The sequence below is a fragment of the Tenacibaculum sp. Ill genome, assembly GCF_051938915.1.
Lineage (GTDB): Bacteria > Bacteroidota > Bacteroidia > Flavobacteriales > Flavobacteriaceae > Polaribacter > Polaribacter larymnensis.
In genome coordinates, this window is sequence record NZ_JBPSCW010000002.1 from 2,580,748 (window position 1) to 2,604,566 (window position 23,819).

The window sequence follows — 23,819 nt, forward strand, 5'->3', positions numbered from 1 at the left end:
AGTTATACCAAAAATCGTGCATGCCAACTCTCATTTGCTGGCACTTCCCATTTTTTCTCAAAATCTTCTTTAGTATTTACCATATTATTAAACACAACTGTTTCTGCTGTTATTTTTTGTTCTTTGGCAAAATTTTGGAACTCTGGAAGTTTTACGATGTTAATGTTATCTCCGTCTTTAAAAGAAACATTCATTTTATCCATTAAATCTAATTCTAGCTCTTTTTCTAATTCTTGTATAAAACGTACAGAAGCATCTATTGAACACCCTGAAACGTTGTTAAAATTCTCATCTACTCCCAATATTAAAAATTGATTGTACTTGATAGTAAAAGATCCTTTTAAATCATCACCATGACGCGTCCAATTATCTATAAAAAGTAATGCTTTTGCACTAATAAATTCTATTTCTTCTTGTGTAAACTCTCTATCTGACTGATACACCCAAACTCTTGAGTTTTGAGGTAGTTTTTTATATTCTGTAAACATTGTTGTATTGTTTGTTTTCGTAATATCTAAATTAAAGAACAACTGAGATAATTACTAAAAATAAATGTTAAAGATTACCTTAAATTAAATTTCTGTTGTAAAGCTTGTAGCTTTTCTTCATCTGTCATGGTATCTTTTGGCGCTGACATTCTTTCTTTTATTTCTCGTAATACTTTTTTGGTGTATAACGGAAAGTCGGCGTTTTGAATCCAAGCATTATATCCTGGGTTCTCTTTTAGTACTTCTTCTACAGTTCTTCCTTTATACTTTCCAAAAGAAAAAATTTCTTGATCATTATCATTAAATAAGATAAACCCAGCAAAATCAGCTCTTTTTCCATGTGTTGAAAACTCACTTAGTGCTTCTATTGAATTTTCTAAATCTTCATACTTTTCAACTTGTGCTAATAAGATTTCATAAGTTGCATTGGTATCTGCTTCTGCTCCATGTGCTCCTACTAGTTCTTTTCCACAATAAAACTGATATCCTGCTCCTAACGTTCGTTGTTCCTTTTTATGAAAAATAGTTTGTACATCTACAGCTTTACGGTTATTCATATCGAAATCAATTCCTGCTCGTAATAATTCTTCTGCTAATAAAGGGATATCAAATCGGTTTGAATTAAATCCTGCTAAGTCTGCATCGCCAATTAACTCATTTATTTGCGGTGCTAATTCTTTAAAAGTTGGTTCCGTTACTACTTTTTCATTAGTAATTCCATGAATTTCTGATGCTTCTTTTGGTATTTCTATTTCTGGATTCACCAACCACGTTTTACTTTCTTTATTACCATTAGGAAATACTTTTAAAATAGATATTTCAACTACTCTATCTTTAGCTATGTTTACTCCTGTTGTTTCTAAATCAAAAAATACGATTGGTTTTGTTAAGTTTAATTTCATGTATATTGTTTCTCTAGTTTGAAAGTTTTTAATATTTAAAAGTTGGTATATCCTCTATCTATACTTTACAACTTTGTACTTTCTAACTCTTTATTCGTTATTTAATTCTTTTTTGAATTCATCTATTTGGTCTAACACTTTCTGCGGAAGTGTAGGCTCTTTAAAATTATATTTTTCTAACTCTTTTTCTAACGTTTTTGCTACAATGTAACGTGCTGTTGGTTTATCATCAGCTGGTATTATATACCAAGGTGCGTTATCTGTAGATGTTCTTTGTAACATATCTTCATAGCATTCTTGATATTTATCCCACAACTTTCGTTCCTCAAGATCACCTGCAGAAAATTTCCAGTTTTTTTCTTCAATATTTAACCTACGTAGTAACCTATTTTTTTGTTCTTCTTTAGATACATTTAAAAAGAATTTTAAAACAATAGTTCCGTTTTCTGATATGTGTTTTTCAAACTGATTAATACGTTCCATTCTACTATGATAAAAAGCATCAGTTAAATCATCTAAACTTTTTACTGTCGGAATATTTTCTGCAAATATATACTCTGGATGCACTCTTGTTACCAAAACATTCTCGTAATGTGTACGATTAAAAACACCTATTTTTCCTTTTGCGGGTAATGCTATATAATGACGCCATAAAAAATCGTGCTTCAACTCCAAATCTGTTGGTACTTTAAAACTATGTACCACTACTCCACGCGCATTTACATCTTTAAAAACTTCGCGAATTAAACTATCTTTTCCCGCTGTATCCATTCCTTGTAAGCACAATAAAACACTATACTTACCTTCTGCATACATAGTATCTTGTAAATCACTAATCTTTTTTCTTGATTTTTTTAGCTTTTTCTTAGCATTATCGACAACTTCTTTAGTAGTAAATTCTTTTAACTCTCTTTTTTTAGAAAATTTATAGGTATTTGTGTTCATTCGCTTTTTATATAGTATAAAAGTACAAAAATATAGAGTTTTTTAATTGATTTTTTCTTGGTTATTATCAATTATTACAATTAAATCTAAAATATTTCTTTATTTATTTTTTTGAGATTTACTTTCAAATAAACAACAGATGAATAAAACAATTATTATACAAGCTAGCTCTAAAAGTACAGGAAACACTAATAAAGTGATTAATTACCTCAACAACAATGAATCTTTTGATTTTGTTGACTTAAAAACCAAAAATATTGGTGTGTTTGAATACGACTTCTCTAATGCTGGTGATGACTTTATTCCCTTAATGGAAGAAATTATTAACAAATACGATACCCTTGTATTTGCTACTCCTGTTTACTGGTATACCATGAGTGCTACTTTAAAAACTTTTTTTGACAGATTGTCTGACTTACTAAAATATAAGAAAGATTTAGGAAGACAATTACGAGGTAAAAACATGGCTATGATTAGTAACTCAGGAGCTAATGACCGTAGAAATGGTTTTGAAATGCCTTTTATTGAAAGTGCTAAATATTTAGGCATGAACTATCTTGGTAGTGCCCATGCCTGGTTTACTGAAGATGGAAATGACATACATCCTGATGCTAGAGTTAAAATTAATGAATTTAGAAATATTTTAGCTACTAAAAATTTTAAGGATGTTTTAACCCGTTAGAATTTTAAGATGTCGTTTTTTTACAATTTATAAGAAACCTTTGACAGTATTTTTGAGTTTTAATTTTAATTCATTATAATGCAAAAAGTAATTATAGCTCAAATAGCAATTCAACAAGGAAAAGAAAGCGATTTTTTAAAATTGGCTGAGGAAATGGTAAAAACGAGTAACTCTGAAACAGGATGCATTACTTATCAATTACATAAAGATTTATTTAGTGAAGGTAATTATTTGTTTTATGAAGAGTATATTGATAGAAAAGCTGTAGATGCGCATAATAACTCTACTCACTTTCATCAATTTATAAAGGATATTACTGCTTTAATTACCAAAGAGCCTATTATAAACATTTATTAACCTAAATGAGTGTAAAACACTATAAACCATCAAAATACCTATCTCCTTATATTGATAGGTATTTTGTTTGTTCTCAAACCAAAAGTCTTCCTTTAATTTTACCAGGCACTGGTTTAGAAGTACTTTTTCATATTGATACTCCTTTATCTATCAATAACAACAAATTAGATACTGCTCATATTATTTGTCCTAGAGATAAATTAATTTTTGATTCAACAAACAACGTAAATTATATTTCAGTACGTTTTCATAGTGGTGGTTTTAGGCACTTTACTTCTATTCCACATACACAAATTGTTAATCAATATTTGTCTGTAGAAGAAATATGGAATAATGAAGGTAGAGAGCTTTTAGATATTCTTTATTCATTACCAAGTATAGAAGAAAAAATTAAACTAATTGATTTCTTTCTATGCAATCAATTAAAAAAACATCATTTTTCTACTATAGTTAATTGGGATTTGATAATTAAAACTCTATACAAAAACTTTAATTCAATATCTCTTCACGAATTAGCCTATCATAGCAACTTAAGTTATCGTCAATTTGAACGTCTATTCAAACAAAAGTTTGGCGTTTCTCCTAAAAAATTTCAACGAATCACTAGGCTTCAAAAAACTGTAAAACAAGTATTGCTATCGAGTAACAAACATTATTTGTCTACTGCTTTAGATAATGGTTATTACGACCAAAGTCATTTTATTAAAGAATTTCAAAGTTTTACAAATCTTAAACCTTCCCAGTATTTTGTAACTAAAAACTTTGACAATCATTTTTACTATAAACCTTTAAGCTAGTTAATCCAGTTTTTAAAATCTTTTACACGCTCTCTACTTACAATTATTTCTGAGTCTTCATAAGATTCTAATTTTAGTTGTAAGCGTGAGTTTGTATAAGACACAATATCTTTTATCGCATTTATATGTACTATAAATGTTCTATTTACCCTAAAAAACTGCTCCGGATCTAACTCTTCTTGCCAGTATTCTAAAGAATTATCTATCAAATAGTTTCTGTTGGAATTGGTCTGTATATAAGTTGCTTTATTTTCCGAATAAAAGCATTCAATATCTTCTGTATTGATTATTTTTAAGTGCTGTCCTACTTTTATAGTAAATCGCTTTTTATACTTTCTATCTACAGGATTAATTAATAGCTTACGGATGTCATTTATATTGACTTGAATGTTGCTTTGTAAAGGTTGATGTTCTTTAAACTTATCTACAGATATTTTTAATTCATCTTCATCTATTGGTTTTAATAGATAGTCTATTGAATTTAACTTGAATGCTTTTAATGCATACTCGTCATAAGCAGTGGTAAAAATGATGGCTGATTTTACAGTTACTTCTTCAAAAATTTCAAATGATAACCCATCTGAAAGCTGAATATCTAAAAAAATCAAATCTGGATGAGTATTATTTTGAAACCAGTTAATCGACTCTTCTACAGAATGTAACATTTGCTGAACTTCTATGTTTAGTTCCGCTAACATTCTACTTAACCTTCTTGCAGCTGGCTTTTCATCTTCTATAATTATAACCTTCATAGTTTGGTTTATTTTTAGCAATTATTTGTTCATGTATTCTTTAATCTTTCGCTCTTCCCATTTTTTAGAAAAAAGTTTTCCTTTCGAAAAAACATTAAATCCGTGTAAAAATACTATAACTCCCCACCAAAAGAACAAATTATAGTTGTTTACATCTAAGAAAGCTTCCATTACTGATTCGTCTCTATAAACAATATCTTTATATATTCTTCTTCCTATAAAAACTAGGTTTATTAGTATGTAAACCACTAAATGTTTGTAAAACTTTTTAATTTCGTTTACTCTTCTTTGTGCTCTTATATATTGCTGTTCTCTATTTAAACTTTCCATTTTCTTTCTTTTTTAGTTCATCTAGATACTCTTGTATTTTGCGTTGTTCCCAATCTTTATTAAAAAATATATTAGTTCCAAATACCCCTAACCAATGAAAAAAGACTCCAATCCCCCAAAAAAGCCAAGTAGCATACACCCCAAAATTGGTTATTGATTTTGTAAAAGTTAATTTATCTTCATTCATCAACCCCATAATAATTACGATTGAAATAAATATATTCACAATTACATACGCTGCTAAATGCCAGTAAAATCCTTTTATTTTTTCTACTCTTTTTTTGGCTAATAAATACTTGTGTTCTTCTTTATAATCATTTTCCATACTAATTCTTTTTATTTAGGTATTCGTTTATCTTTTTCTCCTCCCAATCTTTCCCAAAACCTAATATATTAACTCCAAAAACTAGCATCCAATGAATAAAAGTAACTAATACTATTCCTATAACTGGAAACCAAAACCAGTGATAATAAGGTGAGAATTTTAAATTCACTAAAACAATAATAATCACTGAAATTATATTTACTAAAGCATGAGCATAAAATCCTTTTACTTGTTTTACTTTCTTTTTTGCCTCTAAATACTTTTTTTCTTCTATATAGTTATCTTCCATTGTTATTGCTTTCTAAAAATTCTTTAATTTTTCGTTCTTCCCAATCTTTTCCTAACCCTATTTTTTCTATTCCGAAAACTCCTAGCCAATGAAAAAACACACCTATTAACATTCCTATTATTGGGTAATAAAACCAATGATAACTGGGTACAAACTTTAAGTTTATAAAAATCAAAACGGGTATAATTAGTACTGTTACTATAAGGTGAACATAAAAACCTTTAATTTTTTCTACTTTCTTTTTTGCTTTTGCATATTTATACTCTATTGTATGATCTTTTTTCATTTTACTTATAGTTTTTATCATCATCCATTAATTCCTTAATCTTGCGTTCTTCCCAGTTTTTTCCTAAAAATAAACTATAATTATTTACTTCTAAATAATGAAAAACTAGTCCTATTCCCCAACCTATCATTGGAAACCAAAACCATTGAAATTTTGAATATGTTTTAAGGTTTATAAATATTAAAAAAGGAATGACTATACAATACGAAACTAAATTTTGGTAAAACTCTTTTAGTTTTTCTACCTTTTCTACTGCTTTTACGTAGTTACTATTTTCTAAACTTTTTGTATCCATGATACTATCTTTTATATTAATTAACAGTGGTAAACACACTGTAAATGTTTTATTGTTATTAATTATTTGAACGTTTTTATCAGTTATTAAACCGTAACGATCTGCTATATTTCTTAATCCAACTTTTGTACTTTTTCCTATAGCTTCTTTTGGATTAATATTATTTTGAATTTTTAAGAAGCCTTCTTCTTCAAAAATGTTTATTTCTAAAGGTTTAGTTGAAGAAACTACATTGTGTTTTACTGCATTCTCTAGTAATAATTGAAGAGATAACGGAACTATTTTTAAATCGGGATTACTTACTTCTTCTGGAATATTAAATTGTACAGCTTCTTCAAAACGCATCTGTAATAATTCCATATACGTCTTAGCAAATTGTAACTCTTCTTGTATAGGTACTAACTCTTTATTTCGCTGCTCTAATACATACCTATATACTTTAGATAATTTTGTGGTAAATTTTTCTGCTTGCTTTGGGTTTTCACTTATTAAAGAGGTTAGTACATTTAAACTATTGAACAAGAAGTGTGGATCTATTTGACTTTTTAAAGTTTCAAACTTTGCTGTTTCTGTTTTTGCTACTATTTCATGCTGTGTGGTTTCTTGTTTTACTGATGCCTTCCAGTTTACCATAAAATCTTTCGCATGGAAAAACACAGCGATAGCTAATGAAAGTATAATTGCAAATAAATGCATCCATAAAAACTGACCTTTAAAAAAGTTATCTATATTGTTATTAAAAATAACAAAGTATTGCACGTAATGGATTAATAATACCGCTACTACCGTGTAACTTATTGTTGCAACAATACCAGCCCATACTCTTTGATTAGTTTGTAAAACCCAATCCCACTTTTCACTTAAGTAGTCATTTATAATTCCATTTCCTAAACCTAAAACAAAAGAATACATTGCAGAAAATAAAAACACCGACCCAGCTTCTTTTAACGTAAATGCTTGATTTATTAAAGTAAAAACAACACCAAAAATGATTGTAAGTTTTGTACAAATCCAAATATCATTTTTTAAGTTGTTAAGTCTTTTTTTTAATGGTGTCTTCATTTTTTCTCTTTTACTTACTACTAACTTAAGTTTACTTTAGTTCATTAAAATTTAATATCGAAAGATACATCTTTATCCTTAACTAAGAACTTTGCGGCTTCATATTGAGGTGGTCCAAAACGTGATAAATTATTATTTGATGCACCATAATCTTCTAAAGGAATTCCATTAGGTTCAAAATCCATTTTATTATTATTGTTTGCATCATGAAAACAAATAATCGCATACTCACCAACAGGTACTTTTTCAAAAACCACAGTGCTTTTTCCTTCTTTTATTAGTGATTCTTTAGCTTCTAATGGTTCTTTTCTAAAATTCTCTTTAGTGTATAAAGCGAACTTTACTTTTCCTTTGTCAGAAGTAACGTTTACAACTGTTGCTGTAACTGTTTTGTTTTGAGCTGACACTGTTTCAATAGTAAACAAAATTGCTATAACAAAAATGTGTATTAAGATTTTCATCGTGTTATTTTTTATGGTTAATGATGACACAAATATTTATCAAAGACTTTATTTCTGAAATAAAAACAAACTGAGTTGTATTATTTTTAGGATGAGTTGTAACAATTTATATTTTTGAGCTACTTATAACATATCAACTCTACTAAACTTAGTGAAAAAAGAACTAGAAAATAAATTTTTAGCTGATTTCGAAGCCAATCAAAACATTGTGCATAAGGTCTGTAGGATTTATACTACTAACCAAGAAGCTCATAATGATTTGTTTCAAGAAATCACCATTCAGTTATGGAAAAACTATAGTAAGTTCAGAGGAGATGCAAAGTTTAGCACTTGGATGTATCGAGTAGCATTAAATACTGCTATTTCTTTATATAGAAAATCAACAAGAAGTATAAAAACACAAGATTTTACAGACTATTCTTTTAAAATTAAAGCTGAAGAGTATGATGATACTGAGGAGGTACAGTTAAAAGCTCTGTATGGTGCTATCCGTAAATTAAATGATATTGATAAGGCATTAATTTTTTTATACCTAGAAGATAAACCTTACAAAGAAATCTCTGAAACTTTAGGTATTAGTGAGGTAAATGCTCGTGTGAAAATGAATAGAGCAAAAGATAAATTGAAAAAAGTATTAAACCCATAGTTATAAATGGATTTAGATTTAGATAAATATAAAAAAGCTTGGGGTAATCAATCAGAAGAAACTAACAAAGTTTCTAGGGTTGATATCTATAGAATGGCACACTCCAAGTCATCATCAATAGTAAAATGGATTTTTATTATTGGCCTTTTAGAGTTCATTTTTGTAGCTGTTATTAATTGTTCCTTTAGAGTCAATCCTGATGATTATGATGCTTTAAAAGGTCATTTTATAGGAAATTACATGCTCGAAATTGAGATACTTTCTTATTTAATAATCATTTATTTCTTAATACGTTTTTATAAAAACTACAAAAGCATTTCTACTTCAGACAATACTAAAGTTTTAATGTCTAAAATTTTAAAAACTCGTAAAACAGTTAAAGCTTATGTTTTTATCAATTTAAGTTTTGTTTTTGTCGTTGCTCTAATTACCATAACACAAACTCTTTTAAAAGAAGAGCATGCTCACACAGCTACTTTTTATATAACTATAACTATTGTTTCTATCTTCCTTATAATTATCATTATAGGTCTATATTGGTTATTTTACCAACTACTCTATGGTATTTTACTACGAAAACTTAACAAAAACTATAAAGAGTTAGCTAAACTTGAAGAATTAAACTAAAAACTTACTAACTATTTTATAAACTTCTCTTAACATTTTGTGATGACTATTTCCTATATTAGCTGAGTTAACCTTTTATATATGAGAAAATTAATACTTTTTGGATTTTTAATTTGTTCTACTATTGCTTTTACTCAAGAAGATAATTTTTGGAATAATGTTCGCTTTGGAGGTAGTGTTGGTTTTGGGTTTGGTTCTAACAATACAACGCTTTCCATATCTCCTGCAGCTGTATATGATTTTAACGATAGTTTTTCTCTAGGTGTGGGTATTGGGTATTCTTATAATAAAAAAGATTCTTTTAAATCAAATATTTTTAGTCCAAACATATTTATACTATACAGGCCTATTAGAGAAATAGAGCTTTCTTCAGATTTACAACAAATGTACGTTCATAGAAAGTCGGATTCATTTTCTGAAAAATATAATTACCCTGCTTTAAACATTGGGGTTTCTTACAGAATAGGTGTTGTTTCTTTAGGTGTACAATATGATGTTTTATATGAAGAAAACAAAAGCATATATGCTTCAGCCTTTACTCCTGTGGTAAGAGTCTTCTTTTAAAAAAACGCTTTCAATTCTTCTAGTAGCTTTTCATGCATATCATTCGTATAATCTAAATGTGTTACAATACGGATTTTTCCTTCACCCATCGAAATTAGTAATACACCTCTTTCTGCCATCTTTTTCATAAAGTCATCTGGATTTATTGAATCTTCAACATAAAAAATAACAATATTCGTTTCTATAGGTTCCACTTTTACTACGTACGAACATTTTTCTAAAACAGTTCCTATTTCCTTTGCTTTCTGATGGTCTTCAGCTAAACGTTCTACCTGATTATCTAGAGCATAAATTCCCGCTGCTGCTAAAAAACCTGCTTGACGCATTCCTCCACCAAATAACTTACGTACACGTAATGCTTTTTCAATATGAGCTTTACTACCCACTAATACAGATCCTACAGGAGCTCCTAATCCTTTTGACAAACAAATTGAAATCGTATCAAATAACTCTCCATATTGTTTTGGTGTTTCATTTTTTGCTACTAACGCGTTAAACAAACGTGCTCCATCTAAATGATATGCTAAATCATTTGCTTTAGCTACTTTTTGAATCTTTTGCAATTCTTCAAAATTCCAACAAGCACCACCTCCTTTATTTGTAGTATTTTCAGCACAAACTAATCTACTATATGGAGTATGGATATCATTTCTTCCTCCAACTAAGCTATCTAACTGTTCAGCTGTAAACATTCCTCTATCTCCATCAATCAAACAAGAAGTTACCCCCGCATTAAATGCAGCTCCTCCACCTTCATAGTTATATACATGCGCCCATTTATCACAAAACATTCTATCTCCTGGCTGTGTATGAATTTTTATCGCAGTTTGATTTGCCATGGTTCCCGAAGGAAAAAATAAAGCATCTTCCATTCCAAACATATCAGCTACTTTTTCTTGCAGTAAATTTACTGTTGGATCTGCTTTAAAAACATCATCTCCTACCTTAGCATTCATCATCACTTCCAACATTCCTTTAGTTGGCTTAGTTACAGTATCACTTATTAAGTTTATTTCCATTTCTAACTACGATTTATAAAATGTATTTTTGCATTTATGATTACACACGAACAGCTTAAAAATATCGCTGAACGAATTGGCAAGTTAAAAGGATATTTAGAAATTGACAAGAAGTTAATTGAAATTTCAAATGAAGAAGAAAAAACGGCTAACCCTGATTTCTGGAACAATCCAAAAGAGGCTGAAGTTGTGATGAAGTCACTTCGATTTAAAAAGAAATGGGTAGAAGATTACAATGCTGTTGTAGCCATGAATGATGACTTAACTGTGCTTTATGATTTTTACAAGGAGGGTGATGTTGAGGATAGCGAAGTAGAAGAACAATTTGAAAAAACAGCTACTTTCTTAGAAGATATTGAATTTAAAAATATGCTTTCTGAAGAAGGTGATAGTTTAAGTGCCACGATACAAATTACAGCTGGTGCTGGAGGAACAGAAAGTTGTGATTGGGCAGAAATGCTTACTCGTATGTATACTATGTGGGCAGAAAAGCAAGGTTTTAAAATAAAAACCCTCAACTATCAAGAAGGTGATGTTGCTGGTATAAAAACGGTTACTTTAGAGTTTGATGGTGATTATGCTTTTGGGTGGTTAAAAGGCGAAAACGGCGTACATCGTTTGGTTCGTATCTCTCCTTTTGATAGCAACGCAAAACGTCATACTTCCTTTGCTTCTGTATATGTATACCCTGTTGCTGATGATTCAATTGAAATAGAAGTTAATCCGGCTGATATTGAAATTACCACAGCTCGTTCTAGTGGTGCTGGTGGACAGAATGTAAATAAAGTTGAAACTAAAGTTCAATTATTACATAAACCAACAGGAATTCAAATTCAGTGTTCTAACTCTCGTTCACAACACGATAACAGAGCTACAGCTATGCAAATGTTAAAATCACAATTGTATGAAATTGAATTACAAAAACGTTTAGCTGCTCGTGATGAAATTGAAGCAAACAAAATGAAAAATGAATGGGGAAGCCAAATTCGTAATTACGTAATGCACCCATATAAATTAGTTAAAGACGTACGTACTGCTCATGAAACAGGAAATGTAGATGCTGTTATGGACGGAAATATCAATCCTTTTTTAAAAGCTTATTTAATGATGATGGGACAAAAAGAAGATTAACACTATAAAACTCTTAATAATGATTAAAATATATCACAATCCACGTTGTTCTAAATCAAGACAAGGTTTAGAAATTTTAGAAAACTCTGGTAAAGAGTTTAAAACCGTAAAATATTTAGATACTATTCCTTCTGAAGAAGAATTAAAAGAAATTATTAATCTTTTAAATATTTCTCCGATTGATTTAGTTCGTAAAAATGAAAAAATTTGGAAAGAGGAATATAAAGGAAAAGATCTATCAGATGCTGAAATTATTACAGCAATGGTTAAAAATCCAAAGTTAATCGAAAGACCTATTGTTATTAATGGGAATAAAGCCGTAGTAGGAAGACCTCCAGAAAATATAAAAGAAATTATTTAATTTTTTTAAGCTCTCAAGAAATTGGGAGCTTTTTTATTTTAACACAATTTAAATAACTAATTTTTTAGTTTATTAATAATTCACCGTAAATTGCCTACAAAATTAAAATTCATATACTATGAAAAAAACATTATTAGGACTATCCCTGGCCTTCTTTATATCTACGGGGTATAGTCAAGCTTTAAAAGAAACACAACAAAAGCTACCCAAAAAAGGAAAAGTAAGCGCTATGAAAATCCCAACCGACCCTTCGGTTAAGATAGGAAAACTATCAAATGGGATGACTTATTACATCAAACAAAACCCAAAACCAGCCAACAAAGTAGAGTTACGATTAGTTGTAAATGCAGGTTCTATTTTAGAAGATGATGACCAATTAGGGTTAGCTCACTTCATGGAACACATGAACTTTAATGGAACAAAAAACTTTAAAAAGAATGAACTGGTAGATTACCTACAGTCAATTGGGGTAAAATTTGGTGCTCACTTAAATGCATATACAGGTTTTGATGAAACTGTATACATTTTACCTATTCCAAGTGATGACAAAGAAAAACTTGAAAAAGGTTTTCAAATTCTTGAAGATTGGGCACACGGTGCCTTGTTAGAAGGGAAAGACATTGATGAAGAACGTGGTGTTGTTTTAGAAGAATACCGTTCTCGTAGAGGAGCTGACAGCCGTATGTTAGAAAAATACTTACCAAAAGTAATGCACGGTTCTAAGTACGCTGAAAGATTACCTATCGGAACTAAAGAAAACTTAGAAAACTTTAAACATGAAAGTATTCGTCGTTTTCATAAAGATTGGTATCGTCCAGATTTAATGGCTGTTGTAGCTGTGGGTGATGTTAGTGTTGATATTTTAGAAGAAAAGATAAAATCACACTTTAATAAGATTCCTGCTGTTAAAAATCCTCGTAAAAGAGAAGTTGGCTCTTTAAAAAACCACAAAGAAACTTTTATCGCAATTGAAGCTGATAAGGAAGCACCTTTTTCTAGTGTGCAATTAATGTACAAAGATTATGGAGAAGCTACACCAGATGTTACAATTACTGATTATAGAAATTCAATTGTAAAGTCTTTATTTACTCAAATGATTAACAATCGTTTGAATGAGTTACGTAACAGCGAAAACCCTCCTTTTGTATACGGATTTAGCTATCATGGTGGAACATGGGCTCGTGGTAAAGAAGCTTACCAATCAAGAGCTAGTGTAAGTGCTGACGGACAATTAAAAGGTTTACAAGCTTTATTAGACGAAAGCGAACGTGTTAAAAGATATGGTTTTCAACAAGGTGAATTAGACCGAGCAAAAATGAATATATCTGCTCGTATGGAAAAAGCTTTTAAAGACAAAGATAAAAGAGAGTCTAGAAGAATTGTTGGTGAATATGTAAACAACTTCCTAGAGCAAGAACCAATTCCAAGTATTGAATGGGAATACAAAGCTAATCAAACACTATTACCTTCGGTAAAACTAGAAGAAGTAAATAAGCTTATTGAAAGTTATTTACATGATGACAATCGTGTAGTTGTTATTACAGGTCCTAAAAAGGTTGTTACTGAACAACAAGTTATTGATGCTTTAAATAATGTTAAAACAAAAGAATTAAAGCCCTATGAAGACAAAGCTGTTGCTGCTTCATTAATAACAAAACAACCAACACCTGGATCTATTGTAAATGTTACTGAAAACAAGAATTTAGGAACAAAAACTATGACTTTAAGTAACGGAGCTAAAGTTACCTATAAGAAAACCGATTTTAAAAATGATGAAGTATTATTTGAAGCATTTAGTTTCGGAGGAACTTCTTTATACTCTGATGAGGAATTAAAAGCCACTTCTTTTGCTAACAGAGGGCTTGCTGAAGCAGGAATTAATGGTTTTTCTAAAACAGATTTATCTAAAATGATGTCTGGTAAAATTGTTCGTGTTTCTCCATTCATTGGTAGCTTAAGTGAAGGATTTAGAGGTTCTGCTACTCCTAAAGACTTAGAAGAGTTATTCCAAATGGTACATTTATACTTTACTTCTTTAAATAAAGATGAAAAAGCTTTTAACTCTTATGTAAACAAACAAAAAAGCTTCTTAGGAAACTTATTAGCTAGTCCTAATTTCTTCTTTCAAAAAGAAATGAGTGAGTTTGTTTATGGAAAAGATCCTCGTTATACAGGCTTCCCTTCTCCAGAAAAATATGAGAACGCTGATTATAACTTAGCTTATAAAAAATACCAAGAACGTTTTGCTGACGCAGGTGATTTCAACTTCTATTTTGTTGGTAATGTTGATGAAAAGAAACTTGCTGAATATGCAACTAAATATATTGCTAGTTTACCAGGAAAAAATTCTAATGAGATATACAAAGTGTCAGATTTTAGACCTTTATCTGGTTCTCATTCTAAAACTGTTACTAAAGGTAAAGATCCTAAAAGTAATGTACGTATCACTTATCAAGGAAAAGCTAAATACAATAAAAAAGATGCCTTAGCTTTTAAAATTTTAGGTGAAGTTGTTGGGATTAAATTAACTGAAAAGTTACGTGAACAAGAAGGTGGGGTGTATTCTTCAAGAACTCGTGGTAGTATCTCAAAAATGCCTTACGGTTGGTATAACTTTACGATTTCGTATCCTTGTGCTCCTGAAAATGTTGAAAAATTAAAAAACATTTCTGTTGCTGAAGTTGCTTCTGTTGTTAAAAATGGACCTACTAAAGAAGACTTAATGAAAGCTCAAAAAGGAATGATTGCCGACTACAAAGAAGATCTTAAAAAGAATCGTTTTTGGTTAAGCACAATTAAAAATGTAGACTATCAAAATAACGATGTTTCAGACATAGCTTCTTTTGAAGATAGAGTAAACTCTTTAACTAAAAAGGACATTCAAAAAGTAGCTAAGAAATATTTAACTGATGGATATATCTTAGGTGTTTTAAACCCTGAAAAATAATTCAAAATAAGTTATAACTAACAAAAAGCTCTCAAGAAATTGGGAGCTTTTATTTTTTTAGAAACCTAGATCCTAGAAAACCTAACCCGTAACCATAAAATTGGGTTATCGTTGTAACGATACTTAACAAAGCTACTTTTAGGTTTTTGTTTTGCAGTAAAGTGTCTAAAAAAATACAAACAAAATAAAATCCGTAAAAAGCAAACAACTGCCAGTACCCAAAGAAAGTTCCTATGATAGCAACATCAATCCCTACAATAAACAAACTCGGAAACCAATAGGTTAATTTTGCCGTTTCTGGGTACTTTTTATTTAAAATAGGTCTAGCTGTACCAAAAGCGAAAGTTTGCTTAAAAAACTGTTTAACGGTACTTCTACGTTTATGGTACACAAAAGCCTTTTCTATTAATTGTGTTTCAAAACCATTCTCCCAAAGGCGGAAGGTTAAATCGATGTCTTCACCAGCTTTCATCTTTGAAAAGCCATTTGTTTTTTCAAAAGCAGTTCTTGATAAACCTAAATTAAAGCTTCTGGGTTGAAATTTTCCTACGGATTTTTTCTTTCCCCTAATTCCTCCAGTTGTTAACACCGAAGTCATCGAATAATTAATAGCTTTTTGTAAAGCAGTGAAATTAGGATGTGCTGCGTCTGGACCTCCAAAAGCATCTGTATAATTCTCTTCTAATGCTTTTTTTACTTCAGAAAGGTATTGAAGAGGAACAATAACATCGGAGTCTAAAATAATAAAGTAGTTTCCTGATGCTCTTTGCATTCCATAATTACGACTTGCTCCTGCCCCACTATTCTCTTTATAAAAATAGTTTAGATTGAGTTGTGAAGTGTACTTTTTTACAATTTCTTCAGATGAATTTTCAGAACCATCTTCAACAATTAACACCTCAAAACTGTCTTGAAAACCTTGTTTAGTTAAGCTTTCTAACAACTCATCAACCTCTTGTGGTCGATTGTAAACAGGTACTATTACTGAAAACTTTAAGTCCATTATAACCTAAGCTCTTTGTTTAATTTGTTGAGCTATTCCATTCCAAAGCTGTATTCTTTTCTGTAAAGATTCCTTGGCATAAAACAACACATCATCCCACTTTTGTTGATCTTGACCACACAACTCCTCTATCATTTGTAACGATAACGGTCCGTGTTCATCTCCATCTAATTCAATATGCCTGTTTAAATAATAGGTAAGTTTACTGTAAGAACTTCCTTCTTTTTCTTCAGTATTTTTTACAATTTCTAAAAACATATCTGGTATTACATCTTCTCTACCAAAAGTAAAACTCGATGCTATAATATGTGGCTGACTTGTTCTAATTACTTCAAAAGAAAAGTTTACAAAGTCTTTTACTTCTTCAATAATTGAACTATTCTGCATTACTTCCTCAACTGGTTTTCCGTCAATAACACCTGAAATAAAGTTTGAAATTTCATTGATACTTGCTCCTGCTTGACGCATCGCATCAATATACATTTCAAAGTGACTCTTTGGTTCTCCTAATTCATTAATATCAGTTTCTTCACCTAAAACAATTTCATTGATAAAACGTGCCGTTTTGGTATTTACAGCAGGTAACCAAGGTAAATTCACACAGGTAAGTTCTCGTTGTAACGCTTTTAATAGTGACATGAAATCCCACACAGCAAATACATGCGATTCCATAAATAATTTTACATCGTCAATATGCTCTAACGAGTTATATAGTTCATGTTCCTTCAGTTGCTTCCTTAACGGTGCTAACTCTTTTTCTATGTGTAAAATATTGCTCATATGATAACTATCAATAAAAAAAGCAAATCTAACGATTTGCTTTTTATCTATAATTCTATTTCTATAAAGATCTTATTCTTCAGTAAATCTTTCCATTACCGCATCACTCACTCCCATATTAGAGAAACCTCCATCATGGAATAGGTTTTGTAATGTTACTTTCTTAGTTAAATCTGAGAATAATGAGATTGTATAATCCGCACATTCTAATGCTGTTGCATTTCCTAATGGAGACATTTTTTCAGCATATGAAATAAATCCGTCAAATCCTTTTACTCCTTGTCCTGCAGTTGTAGGCGTAGGTGATTGAGATATTGTGTTTACACGTACTTTATGATCTCTTCCGAAGAAATATCCAAAACTACGTGCGATACTTTCTAAATACGCTTTGTTATCAGCCATATCATTGTAATCTGGGAATACACGTTGTGCTGCCATATAAGTTAATGCAACAATACTTCCCCACTCATTCATGGCTTGTTTGTTATATAAAACGTTCATTACTTTATGAAAAGATACCGCTGAAACGTCCCATCCTTTAGTTGTAAAATCGTATTTAGAATCTGTATAATGACGTCCTTTACGTACATTAACTGACATACCGATTGAGTGTAAAACGAAATCTATTTTACCTCCTAAAATTTCCATAGACTTTTCAACCAAGTTGTTTAAATCATCCATAGAAGTTGCGTCAGCTGGAATAATTTCAGATCCTGTCTTCGCTGCTAAATCTTTAATACCTCCCATACGCATTGCAATTGGTGCATTGGTTAATACAAACTCTGCCCCTTCTTCGTGAGCACGTTCAGCTACTTTCCATGCAATAGAATTTTCATCTAATGCTCCAAAAATAATTCCTTTTTTTCCTTTTAATAAATTATACATATTTAAAATATTTTAGTCTATCGTTGTTTGTTCTGAAAGCAAATATACTCTTAATTTAATAATTCCTTTGCATGGGTCAATGCACTTTCAGAAACGTCTTTTCCACTTAACATCTCTGCTATTTCTCTAATACGTTCGTCTTCTGACAATAACTTTAAATTAGAGGTGGTTACTCCTTTCTCTTCTCCTTTAAATACTTTATAGTGTTGCACTCCTTTTGAAGCTATTTGAGGTAAATGCGTTATGGTTATTACCTGCATATGAGCACTCATATCTTGCATTATTTTTGCAATTTTATTAGATACCTCTCCTGAAACTCCGGTATCAATCTCATCAAAAATAATCGTAGGCAATTGTATGTTTTCTGATAGTATTTTTTTGATAGATAACATAATTCGAGACAATTCCCCTCCTGATGCTACCTTCTTTAACTCTCCAAAGTTACCTCCTTTATTTGCTGAGAATAAAAATTGTAAGTTGTCTTTTCCGTTTGATAAGTATTCTTCTGAAGATAGCAATTCTATAGCAAAACGAGCATTTGGCATTCCTAATTCTGATAAAAGATATTCTAATTCTTTTTTCAACTTTGGAATTACTTTATTTCTCGAAGTAGTAATCATCTTCGCTACTTCATCTAACTTTTTAGCTACATCTTTAATTTCTCCTTCTTTTTGAGCCACTATTCCTCCAGCATCTTCAACTTGTGCTACCTTTTCTGATAATGATACATGAATTTCTTGCAATTCTATTATTGTTGATACTGAATGTTTCTTTTGAAGGTTATAAATTAATTGTAACCTATCATTGAGCTCTTCAATTTCGTTAGGATTAAACTCTACCTCTTCATTTGCGCTTTCTAACTCGGTAACTACATCATCTAATTCAATTTTCACACTCGTTACTCGATTGGCTAACTCTTCATATTGTTTAGAAAAAGAACTGATTTTTTGTAGTTTACTTTCCAAAGAATTTAACAAAGTTTGAATACCTATTTCTTCATTAATCGAAACACCTAAAGCTTCTGATAAATTCAATTTTATTTCTTCAATATTATTTAATTTATCTAACTTTTCTTCTAAAACTTCTTGCTCCCCTTCTTTTAAGTTCGCTTCTTCAAGCTCATTAAACAAGTGCAAATTGTACTCGTATTGTTCTTTTGATTTTTCAGTTTCTTCTTGAAGTGCTTTCAGTTCTTTTCGTAATTTGTTATACGTACGCAAGCCTCTTTTATAAGATGCTATTTTAGCTTGATTTTTTGCCAAGGCATCAATAACAGAGAATTGAAAAGATACATCTGACAACTGCATAGTTTGATGTTGCGAATGAATATCAATAAGCTTTGTTTTCAAAGCATTTAACACCGATAATGTAACCGGCGTATCGTTAACAAAAGCTCTTGATTTACCAGATGGCAAAATTTCTCTTCTAATTATGGATTCTTTTTCATAATCGAGATCTAACTCTTCAAATAACTCTTGTAAAGCATATCCTTCTACCGAAAATTGTGCTTCAATAATGCACTTTTTCTCAGTATCTTTTAAAGAAGATAAGTCAGCACGATTACCCATTACCAAACCTAAAGCTCCTAATAAAATGGATTTTCCTGCTCCAGTTTCACCAGTAATGATAGATAAACCTTTTGTAAAATCAATCGTTAACTGATTGATTAATGCATAATTATGTATAGATAAATGTGTAAGCAAATTCTATTCTTTTGTGAAGAATAAAAGTAAGGATTTTGAATGAATTAAATCAAGCTAAAACAAAGGAAGTCTATTGACTTTTCAACAGCTTATAAACGTTGTATTTAACGATTTAATAACGGAACTCTTTTACTGAAGATTTTTCCACTTATCTTTATAAGTTGGAGCAATTTTATTTAAAACCGTAATCATTTGTGATTGATTTCTTGAAGTAACTCCATCAGAAAAAACATTTACTATTTCATCTCCTTTGGCATCTAAGAAAACGCGAATCATATAATTACCAATAGTAATATTATGTAGTTTATCTAAATCTAAAACACTTTTTTCAATTGCTTCTTTAGCTGAATTTTTATTGTCTGCAAAATTATCGAAACCGTTACGGTGGTAATTGTAGTAGATACTTCGTAAAACACTAAATTTAGAAGACAGTAAATTATCTATTAAAGCAAAGCGATTTTGTTTCCCTACTTGATTTTGCCAACCAGACTCTCCGTTAGACTGTGCTAACAACATAATATTTTCTGCTTGTTTCAAGTAATTCTCTCCTCCTTTTAAAGCAAAAGTATCTGCATCAACTCCTAATATTGTATACACATAAAAAGCAATTGTTGAGATTAAATTAGATTCGTAGATAGTTGGATTGTAAATTAACGGATCAAACTCATTATAGCGAAAGTTAAAGTTTGTATCATTAATGTTTAAAACAGGTGTAGCGTAGGTTGAATTATATACAGGTCTAGTTGACTGTACTTGCAAAGTAGCTGAAAAATTACTCCCGTTTTGCTCATTTATAATGATGTTAAATGCACAATTGATACGTTCTTGTTGCTTAAAGTTTCTATTCGTCCATTGTTTATCATTAATAAACTCAGTTAACGCTTTTTGTAGCGTTTGATAAACTTGTTTGTTACTACTCTGTACTTTATCTGAATTGATAATTACAGTAGCATTCAACTCTTGTGAATAAGAAGAAAAAGTAACTAAAAGAAGAAAAAGTATAAAGAAAAACTTACGCATTTAATTTTTGTATTATTTCGTTAACGATATCTTTTGATACTGCTTTTTTCGATTTTAAATCGAACGATTTTTCGTTAAAATCAGCATCAATAATTGTAATTTTATTAGTGTCGGTTGCAAAACCAGCACCTTTATCACGTAACGAATTTAATACAATAAAATCTAAATTTTTGCGTGTAAGCTTACTTTTTGCGTTTTGTACCTCATCGTTCGTTTCTAATGCAAACCCAACTAACAACTGTTTTTTCTTAATTTCTCCTAGAGATTTTAAGATATCTTTAGTTGGTTCTAACTCAATACTTAACGCTGCTTCTTTCTTTTTTATTTTTTGAGTAGCTACATTTTTTGGTCGATAGTCTGAAACTGCTGCCGATAATACAGCTATGTCAACCTCAGCAAAATACTTATGACATGCTTCATACATATCTTGTGCAGACTTAACATCTATTCTATGAATAAAAGAATGATTTACCTGCTGATGTGATGGACCTGCTACTAAAAACACCTCAGCTCCTAAATTAGCTGCTGTTTTTGCTATTTCAAATCCCATTTTACCTGAAGAGTGATTTCCAATAAAACGTACAGGATCTATAGCTTCATAGGTTGGCCCTGCTGTTATTAACATCTTTTTCCCACGGAGTGGTAATTTAGATACTATATCTTTTTCTATAAAGTCAACAATATCTTCTGGTTCAGCCATACGACCTTCCCCAACCAATCCGCTTGCTAACTCACCCGAAGTAGCAGGAATTAAAATATTTCCAAAACTTTGTAAACTATCTAAACTTGCTTTCGTTGACGGATGTTGATACATGTCCAAATCCATCGCGGGAGCAAAATATACTGGACATTTAGCTGACAAATAGGTTGCTAATAATAAATTATCGCATGTACCATTTGTCATTTTAGACAAGGTATTTGCTGTAGCTGGGGCAATTAACATTAAATCTGCCCACAAACCTAAATCTACATGGTTATTCCACAATTCATTTTCATCTTCTTTATCATAAAAAGTAGAATGAACTGGATTTTTTGATAAGGTGGAAAGTGTAAGAGGTGTTATAAAATCTTTAGACGCAGGAGTCATAATTACTTTGACTTCTGCGCCTGATTTTATAAATAAACGAACTAAGTTCGCTGTTTTGTATGCCGCTATACCGGCGGTAACACCAAGTAAAACTTTTTTACCGCTTAGTACAGACATATTATTTTGTCTCTGGAGTTCTATAATATACCTTGTCGTTTAACCACTCTTCTACTGCAATAGCATGTGGTTTAGGTAAACGCTCATAAAATTTAGAAACTTCGATTTGCTCTTTGTTTTCAAAAACTTCTTCTAAACTATCGTTATAAGTAGCAAACTCATCTAACTTATCAACTAATTCCTTTTTTAAATCAGAATTAATTTGTGTAGCTCTCTTTGCTATGATAGAAATAGCTTCATAAATATTATGCGTTGGAGCCTCGATAGCTTCTTTATTATAAGTTATAGTACTTAACGGCGCTTTCGTTTCTTTATAATCCATTTTTTAACTTTTAGCTAATTGTTCTTGTTCTTTGTTTAATGTTGCTAACATTTCGTTTGATTCTTCCATGAATTTTGATTCAGGAAAATTTCTTTTTAATTTTTGGTATGCTTTGATAGCATTTTTAATCCTTTCTGCTTTTTTCCTTTGTCTACTTTTTATAGCTAAATCATGTGCTGCTTTTAAACGATAGTATAAAGCTTCTTCTTTATACTTCGTTCCTAAAAAGTCTTCTAATAAATTATCAAAAGCAACGATTGCCGCCTTGTAATTTCTAGGGTCATAATCAGCAGTTCTATAATATGTTTTTGCTATTTCAAAAGATTTCTTTTCAAGTTTTGTTCTTAACTCTGCATGATACTTGTTAGCCTCTTCTATCTTATCTGAATCTGGGTAATTATCTATAAATTTTTGAAAAGCCTCTAACGCTTTGTTTGTATCCGTTGGATCTAAACTATAACTAGGTGCTGCTTTGTAATAGCTTAAAGCTGATAAAAAAGCGGCTTCTTCTCTTTTTGAACTTTTTGGATAATTTCCTGTAAATCTATTAAAGTAATATCCTGCTAACCCGTAATTTTTCTCATTAAAGTTAGATTGAGAAACCATAAACTGAATACGCTCCATTTGAGGTTTACCTCTGTATGAAGGTGTTATTTTTTCGAACAAGCGTAAAGCTTTACTGTACTTTTGAGCTTCGTACATTTTTACAGCCATTTTGTATTGTTCTTCTACAGTTCCTTTATTCAATACTTTTTGATATTCTCCACATGAAGAAAGTACTAAAAGCATTACAGCAATATACGCTAGATTTTTCATTTTTTGCATCTGGCAAAATTAGTGATTAATTATGGATTATTAAAACGATTTTTTATCTCATAAATGAGATTAACAAGAAACTACAAAATCTGTTATAATTTTTCCAAAGAACTCCTAAATGTTTGTTAATCTTATTGCTGAGCTCCAGCGGCAGATTGAGCTACTATTTGCTTAACATCATTATCAAATAAATACAATCCTCCCTTATCGTCTCCAATTAGGTTAATTTTATCTAAAATATTGCGTGCCAATGCTTCTTCTTCTATTTGTTCAGATACATACCATTGTAAAAAGTTATGCGTTGCATAGTCTTTTTCTTGTAATGTAATATGTACTAAATCGTTTATTGACTTAGATACCATTACCTCATGATCAAATAATGTTTGGAACATATCTTTAAAAGACCCAAACTTTGCTGGTGGTTCTTTCAAATCAGAAATATGTGCGTGTCCGCCACGTTCATTTACAAACTTTATTAATTTTAACATGTGCATGCGCTCTTCATCTGAATGTGCATACATAAATTGTGAAACACCTTCAAAACCTTGAATTTCTGCCCAACATGCCATAGCTAAATATACTTGTGATGACTCTGCTTCTACTCTTATTTGGTCGTTTAATGCCTGCTCTATTACTTTTGATAACATATTTTCTACTTTAAAAATTACTCTTTATACAAAGATGCTAAAAAAATGCTTAGTTGAAAAGCAAATACCATACTCTACAGTTATAAAAAGTATACTTTTTTTTTTAATACATCTGTTATTAGGCCTTTTGTATTGGCTTAAAAATAGAAGTAATTTACTTTATTTTAATCTTT

The 23,819-nt window shown here is 30.4% G+C and carries 29 protein-coding genes; 9 read left to right on the top strand and 20 right to left on the bottom strand.

Annotated elements, in window-relative coordinates:
* Nucleotides 1-2 precede the first annotated feature (2 nt).
* The 3 genes from ACTPNM_RS12090 to ACTPNM_RS12100 all read right to left on the bottom strand — a co-directional run bounded on the left by ACTPNM_RS12090 (nt 3) and on the right by ACTPNM_RS12100 (nt 2,335).
* A complete protein-coding gene (locus ACTPNM_RS12090) occupies nt 3-488 on the bottom strand; it encodes an ABC transporter ATPase (RefSeq protein WP_440122031.1) in 486 nt (161 codons plus the stop codon).
* Between the two features lie 74 nt (nt 489-562).
* Entirely contained in the window at nt 563-1,390 is an 828-nt protein-coding gene (locus ACTPNM_RS12095; protein WP_440122033.1) for an exonuclease domain-containing protein, read from the bottom strand.
* Between the two features lie 90 nt (nt 1,391-1,480).
* Nucleotides 1,481-2,335 (bottom strand): PPK2 family polyphosphate kinase, encoded by an 855-nt coding sequence (locus tag ACTPNM_RS12100; RefSeq protein WP_440122035.1) that lies wholly within the window; start codon nt 2,333-2,335, stop codon nt 1,481-1,483.
* 139 nt (nt 2,336-2,474) lie between these two features.
* On the opposite strand from ACTPNM_RS12100, the gene ACTPNM_RS12105 reads away from it, so the two are divergent.
* The 3 genes from ACTPNM_RS12105 to ACTPNM_RS12115 all read left to right on the top strand — a co-directional run bounded on the left by ACTPNM_RS12105 (nt 2,475) and on the right by ACTPNM_RS12115 (nt 4,171).
* Entirely contained in the window at nt 2,475-3,017 is a 543-nt protein-coding gene (locus tag ACTPNM_RS12105) for a flavodoxin family protein (RefSeq protein ID WP_440122037.1), read from the top strand.
* A 78-nt stretch (nt 3,018-3,095) separates the two neighbouring features.
* On the top strand, nt 3,096-3,374 hold the full coding sequence (locus tag ACTPNM_RS12110) for a putative quinol monooxygenase (RefSeq protein WP_274634419.1): 279 nt from the start codon (nt 3,096-3,098) through the stop codon (nt 3,372-3,374).
* Nucleotides 3,375-3,379: 5 nt separating this feature from the next.
* Nucleotides 3,380-4,171, top strand: coding sequence for a helix-turn-helix transcriptional regulator (locus ACTPNM_RS12115; protein WP_274634420.1), 792 nt, complete (start codon nt 3,380-3,382; stop codon nt 4,169-4,171).
* Here the strand turns inward: ACTPNM_RS12115 and ACTPNM_RS12120 are convergent.
* From ACTPNM_RS12120 to ACTPNM_RS12150, 7 genes are read right to left on the bottom strand one after another with little or no spacing between them, the layout of a single operon-like run.
* A complete protein-coding gene (locus ACTPNM_RS12120; protein WP_440122040.1) occupies nt 4,168-4,923 on the bottom strand; it encodes a LytR/AlgR family response regulator transcription factor in 756 nt (251 codons plus the stop codon). The genes ACTPNM_RS12115 and ACTPNM_RS12120 overlap by 4 nt on opposite strands.
* A gap of 21 nt (nt 4,924-4,944) precedes the next feature.
* A complete protein-coding gene (locus ACTPNM_RS12125) occupies nt 4,945-5,253 on the bottom strand; it encodes a 2TM domain-containing protein (RefSeq protein WP_440122042.1) in 309 nt (102 codons plus the stop codon).
* Entirely contained in the window at nt 5,237-5,578 is a 342-nt protein-coding gene (locus ACTPNM_RS12130; protein WP_274640431.1) for a 2TM domain-containing protein, read from the bottom strand. The genes ACTPNM_RS12125 and ACTPNM_RS12130 overlap by 17 nt, the downstream gene beginning before the upstream one ends.
* 1 nt (nt 5,579) lies before the next feature.
* Nucleotides 5,580-5,867 (bottom strand): 2TM domain-containing protein, encoded by a 288-nt coding sequence (locus ACTPNM_RS12135; RefSeq protein WP_440122044.1) that lies wholly within the window; start codon nt 5,865-5,867, stop codon nt 5,580-5,582.
* Nucleotides 5,857-6,153 (bottom strand): 2TM domain-containing protein, encoded by a 297-nt coding sequence (locus ACTPNM_RS12140; protein ID WP_440122046.1) that lies wholly within the window; start codon nt 6,151-6,153, stop codon nt 5,857-5,859. Before ACTPNM_RS12140 ends, ACTPNM_RS12135 begins: the two co-directional genes overlap by 11 nt.
* Nucleotide 6,154: 1 nt before the next feature.
* A complete protein-coding gene (locus ACTPNM_RS12145) occupies nt 6,155-7,510 on the bottom strand; it encodes a 2TM domain-containing protein (protein ID WP_440122048.1) in 1,356 nt (451 codons plus the stop codon).
* A gap of 44 nt (nt 7,511-7,554) precedes the next feature.
* Complete coding sequence (locus ACTPNM_RS12150) at nt 7,555-7,971, bottom strand: DUF2141 domain-containing protein (RefSeq protein WP_440122049.1); 417 nt, start codon at nt 7,969-7,971, stop codon at nt 7,555-7,557.
* A gap of 151 nt (nt 7,972-8,122) precedes the next feature.
* On the opposite strand from ACTPNM_RS12150, the gene ACTPNM_RS12155 reads away from it, so the two are divergent.
* From ACTPNM_RS12155 to ACTPNM_RS12165, 3 genes are all read left to right on the top strand, one after another.
* A complete protein-coding gene (locus ACTPNM_RS12155) occupies nt 8,123-8,617 on the top strand; it encodes an RNA polymerase sigma factor (protein WP_440122051.1) in 495 nt (164 codons plus the stop codon).
* Between the two features lie 6 nt (nt 8,618-8,623).
* The gene (locus ACTPNM_RS12160) at nt 8,624-9,244 is read left to right on the top strand and encodes a hypothetical protein (protein ID WP_440122053.1); all 621 of its coding nucleotides are present in this window, start codon (nt 8,624-8,626) and stop codon (nt 9,242-9,244) included.
* An 81-nt stretch (nt 9,245-9,325) separates the two neighbouring features.
* The gene (locus ACTPNM_RS12165; protein ID WP_440122055.1) at nt 9,326-9,808 is read left to right on the top strand and encodes a hypothetical protein; all 483 of its coding nucleotides are present in this window, start codon (nt 9,326-9,328) and stop codon (nt 9,806-9,808) included.
* On the opposite strand, the gene ACTPNM_RS12170 is transcribed toward ACTPNM_RS12165, so the two are convergent.
* Nucleotides 9,805-10,827, bottom strand: coding sequence for a threonine aldolase family protein (locus ACTPNM_RS12170; RefSeq protein ID WP_440122057.1), 1,023 nt, complete (start codon nt 10,825-10,827; stop codon nt 9,805-9,807). The genes ACTPNM_RS12165 and ACTPNM_RS12170 overlap by 4 nt on opposite strands.
* 36 nt (nt 10,828-10,863) lie before the next feature.
* Between ACTPNM_RS12170 and prfB the strand changes: the two genes are divergently transcribed.
* The 3 genes from prfB to ACTPNM_RS12185 all read left to right on the top strand — a co-directional run bounded on the left by prfB (nt 10,864) and on the right by ACTPNM_RS12185 (nt 15,266).
* Nucleotides 10,864-11,958, top strand: coding sequence for a peptide chain release factor 2 (prfB, locus tag ACTPNM_RS12175; protein ID WP_440122058.1), 1,095 nt, complete (start codon nt 10,864-10,866; stop codon nt 11,956-11,958).
* A 19-nt stretch (nt 11,959-11,977) separates the two neighbouring features.
* Nucleotides 11,978-12,319, top strand: a complete 342-nt coding sequence (gene arsC / locus ACTPNM_RS12180; RefSeq protein WP_440122059.1) for an arsenate reductase (glutaredoxin) — start codon at nt 11,978-11,980, stop codon at nt 12,317-12,319.
* A 118-nt stretch (nt 12,320-12,437) separates the two neighbouring features.
* Nucleotides 12,438-15,266: a M16 family metallopeptidase gene (locus ACTPNM_RS12185; protein WP_440122061.1), complete on the top strand. Its 2,829-nt coding sequence runs from the start codon at nt 12,438-12,440 to the stop codon at nt 15,264-15,266.
* A 49-nt stretch (nt 15,267-15,315) separates the two neighbouring features.
* Here the strand turns inward: ACTPNM_RS12185 and ACTPNM_RS12190 are convergent, their stop codons facing one another.
* The 9 genes from ACTPNM_RS12190 to ACTPNM_RS12230 form a co-directional block, all read right to left on the bottom strand.
* The gene (locus ACTPNM_RS12190) at nt 15,316-16,269 is read right to left on the bottom strand and encodes a glycosyltransferase (protein WP_440122063.1); all 954 of its coding nucleotides are present in this window, start codon (nt 16,267-16,269) and stop codon (nt 15,316-15,318) included.
* A 6-nt stretch (nt 16,270-16,275) separates the two neighbouring features.
* Nucleotides 16,276-17,049, bottom strand: a complete 774-nt coding sequence (locus ACTPNM_RS12195) for a DUF3050 domain-containing protein (RefSeq protein WP_440122065.1) — start codon at nt 17,047-17,049, stop codon at nt 16,276-16,278.
* A gap of 72 nt (nt 17,050-17,121) precedes the next feature.
* Nucleotides 17,122-17,934: an enoyl-ACP reductase FabI gene (locus ACTPNM_RS12200; protein WP_099216418.1), complete on the bottom strand. Its 813-nt coding sequence runs from the start codon at nt 17,932-17,934 to the stop codon at nt 17,122-17,124.
* Between the two features lie 50 nt (nt 17,935-17,984).
* Nucleotides 17,985-19,637 carry a DNA repair protein RecN gene (gene recN, locus ACTPNM_RS12205; protein WP_440122067.1) on the bottom strand — a complete coding sequence of 551 codons (1,653 nt, stop codon included), beginning with the start codon at nt 19,635-19,637 and terminating at the stop codon, nt 17,985-17,987.
* A gap of 129 nt (nt 19,638-19,766) precedes the next feature.
* Complete coding sequence (locus ACTPNM_RS12210; RefSeq protein ID WP_440122069.1) at nt 19,767-20,657, bottom strand: DUF4835 family protein; 891 nt, start codon at nt 20,655-20,657, stop codon at nt 19,767-19,769.
* Complete coding sequence (gene coaBC, locus ACTPNM_RS12215; RefSeq protein ID WP_440122071.1) at nt 20,650-21,861, bottom strand: bifunctional phosphopantothenoylcysteine decarboxylase/phosphopantothenate--cysteine ligase CoaBC; 1,212 nt, start codon at nt 21,859-21,861, stop codon at nt 20,650-20,652. The genes ACTPNM_RS12210 and coaBC overlap by 8 nt, the downstream gene beginning before the upstream one ends.
* 1 nt (nt 21,862) lies before the next feature.
* Nucleotides 21,863-22,183 carry a DNA-directed RNA polymerase subunit omega gene (locus ACTPNM_RS12220; RefSeq protein WP_274640446.1) on the bottom strand — a complete coding sequence of 107 codons (321 nt, stop codon included), beginning with the start codon at nt 22,181-22,183 and terminating at the stop codon, nt 21,863-21,865.
* A gap of 3 nt (nt 22,184-22,186) precedes the next feature.
* Complete coding sequence (locus tag ACTPNM_RS12225) at nt 22,187-22,999, bottom strand: outer membrane protein assembly factor BamD (RefSeq protein ID WP_440122073.1); 813 nt, start codon at nt 22,997-22,999, stop codon at nt 22,187-22,189.
* Between the two features lie 131 nt (nt 23,000-23,130).
* Nucleotides 23,131-23,646 (bottom strand): ferritin, encoded by a 516-nt coding sequence (locus ACTPNM_RS12230; RefSeq protein WP_440122075.1) that lies wholly within the window; start codon nt 23,644-23,646, stop codon nt 23,131-23,133.
* Nucleotides 23,647-23,819 lie beyond the last annotated feature (173 nt).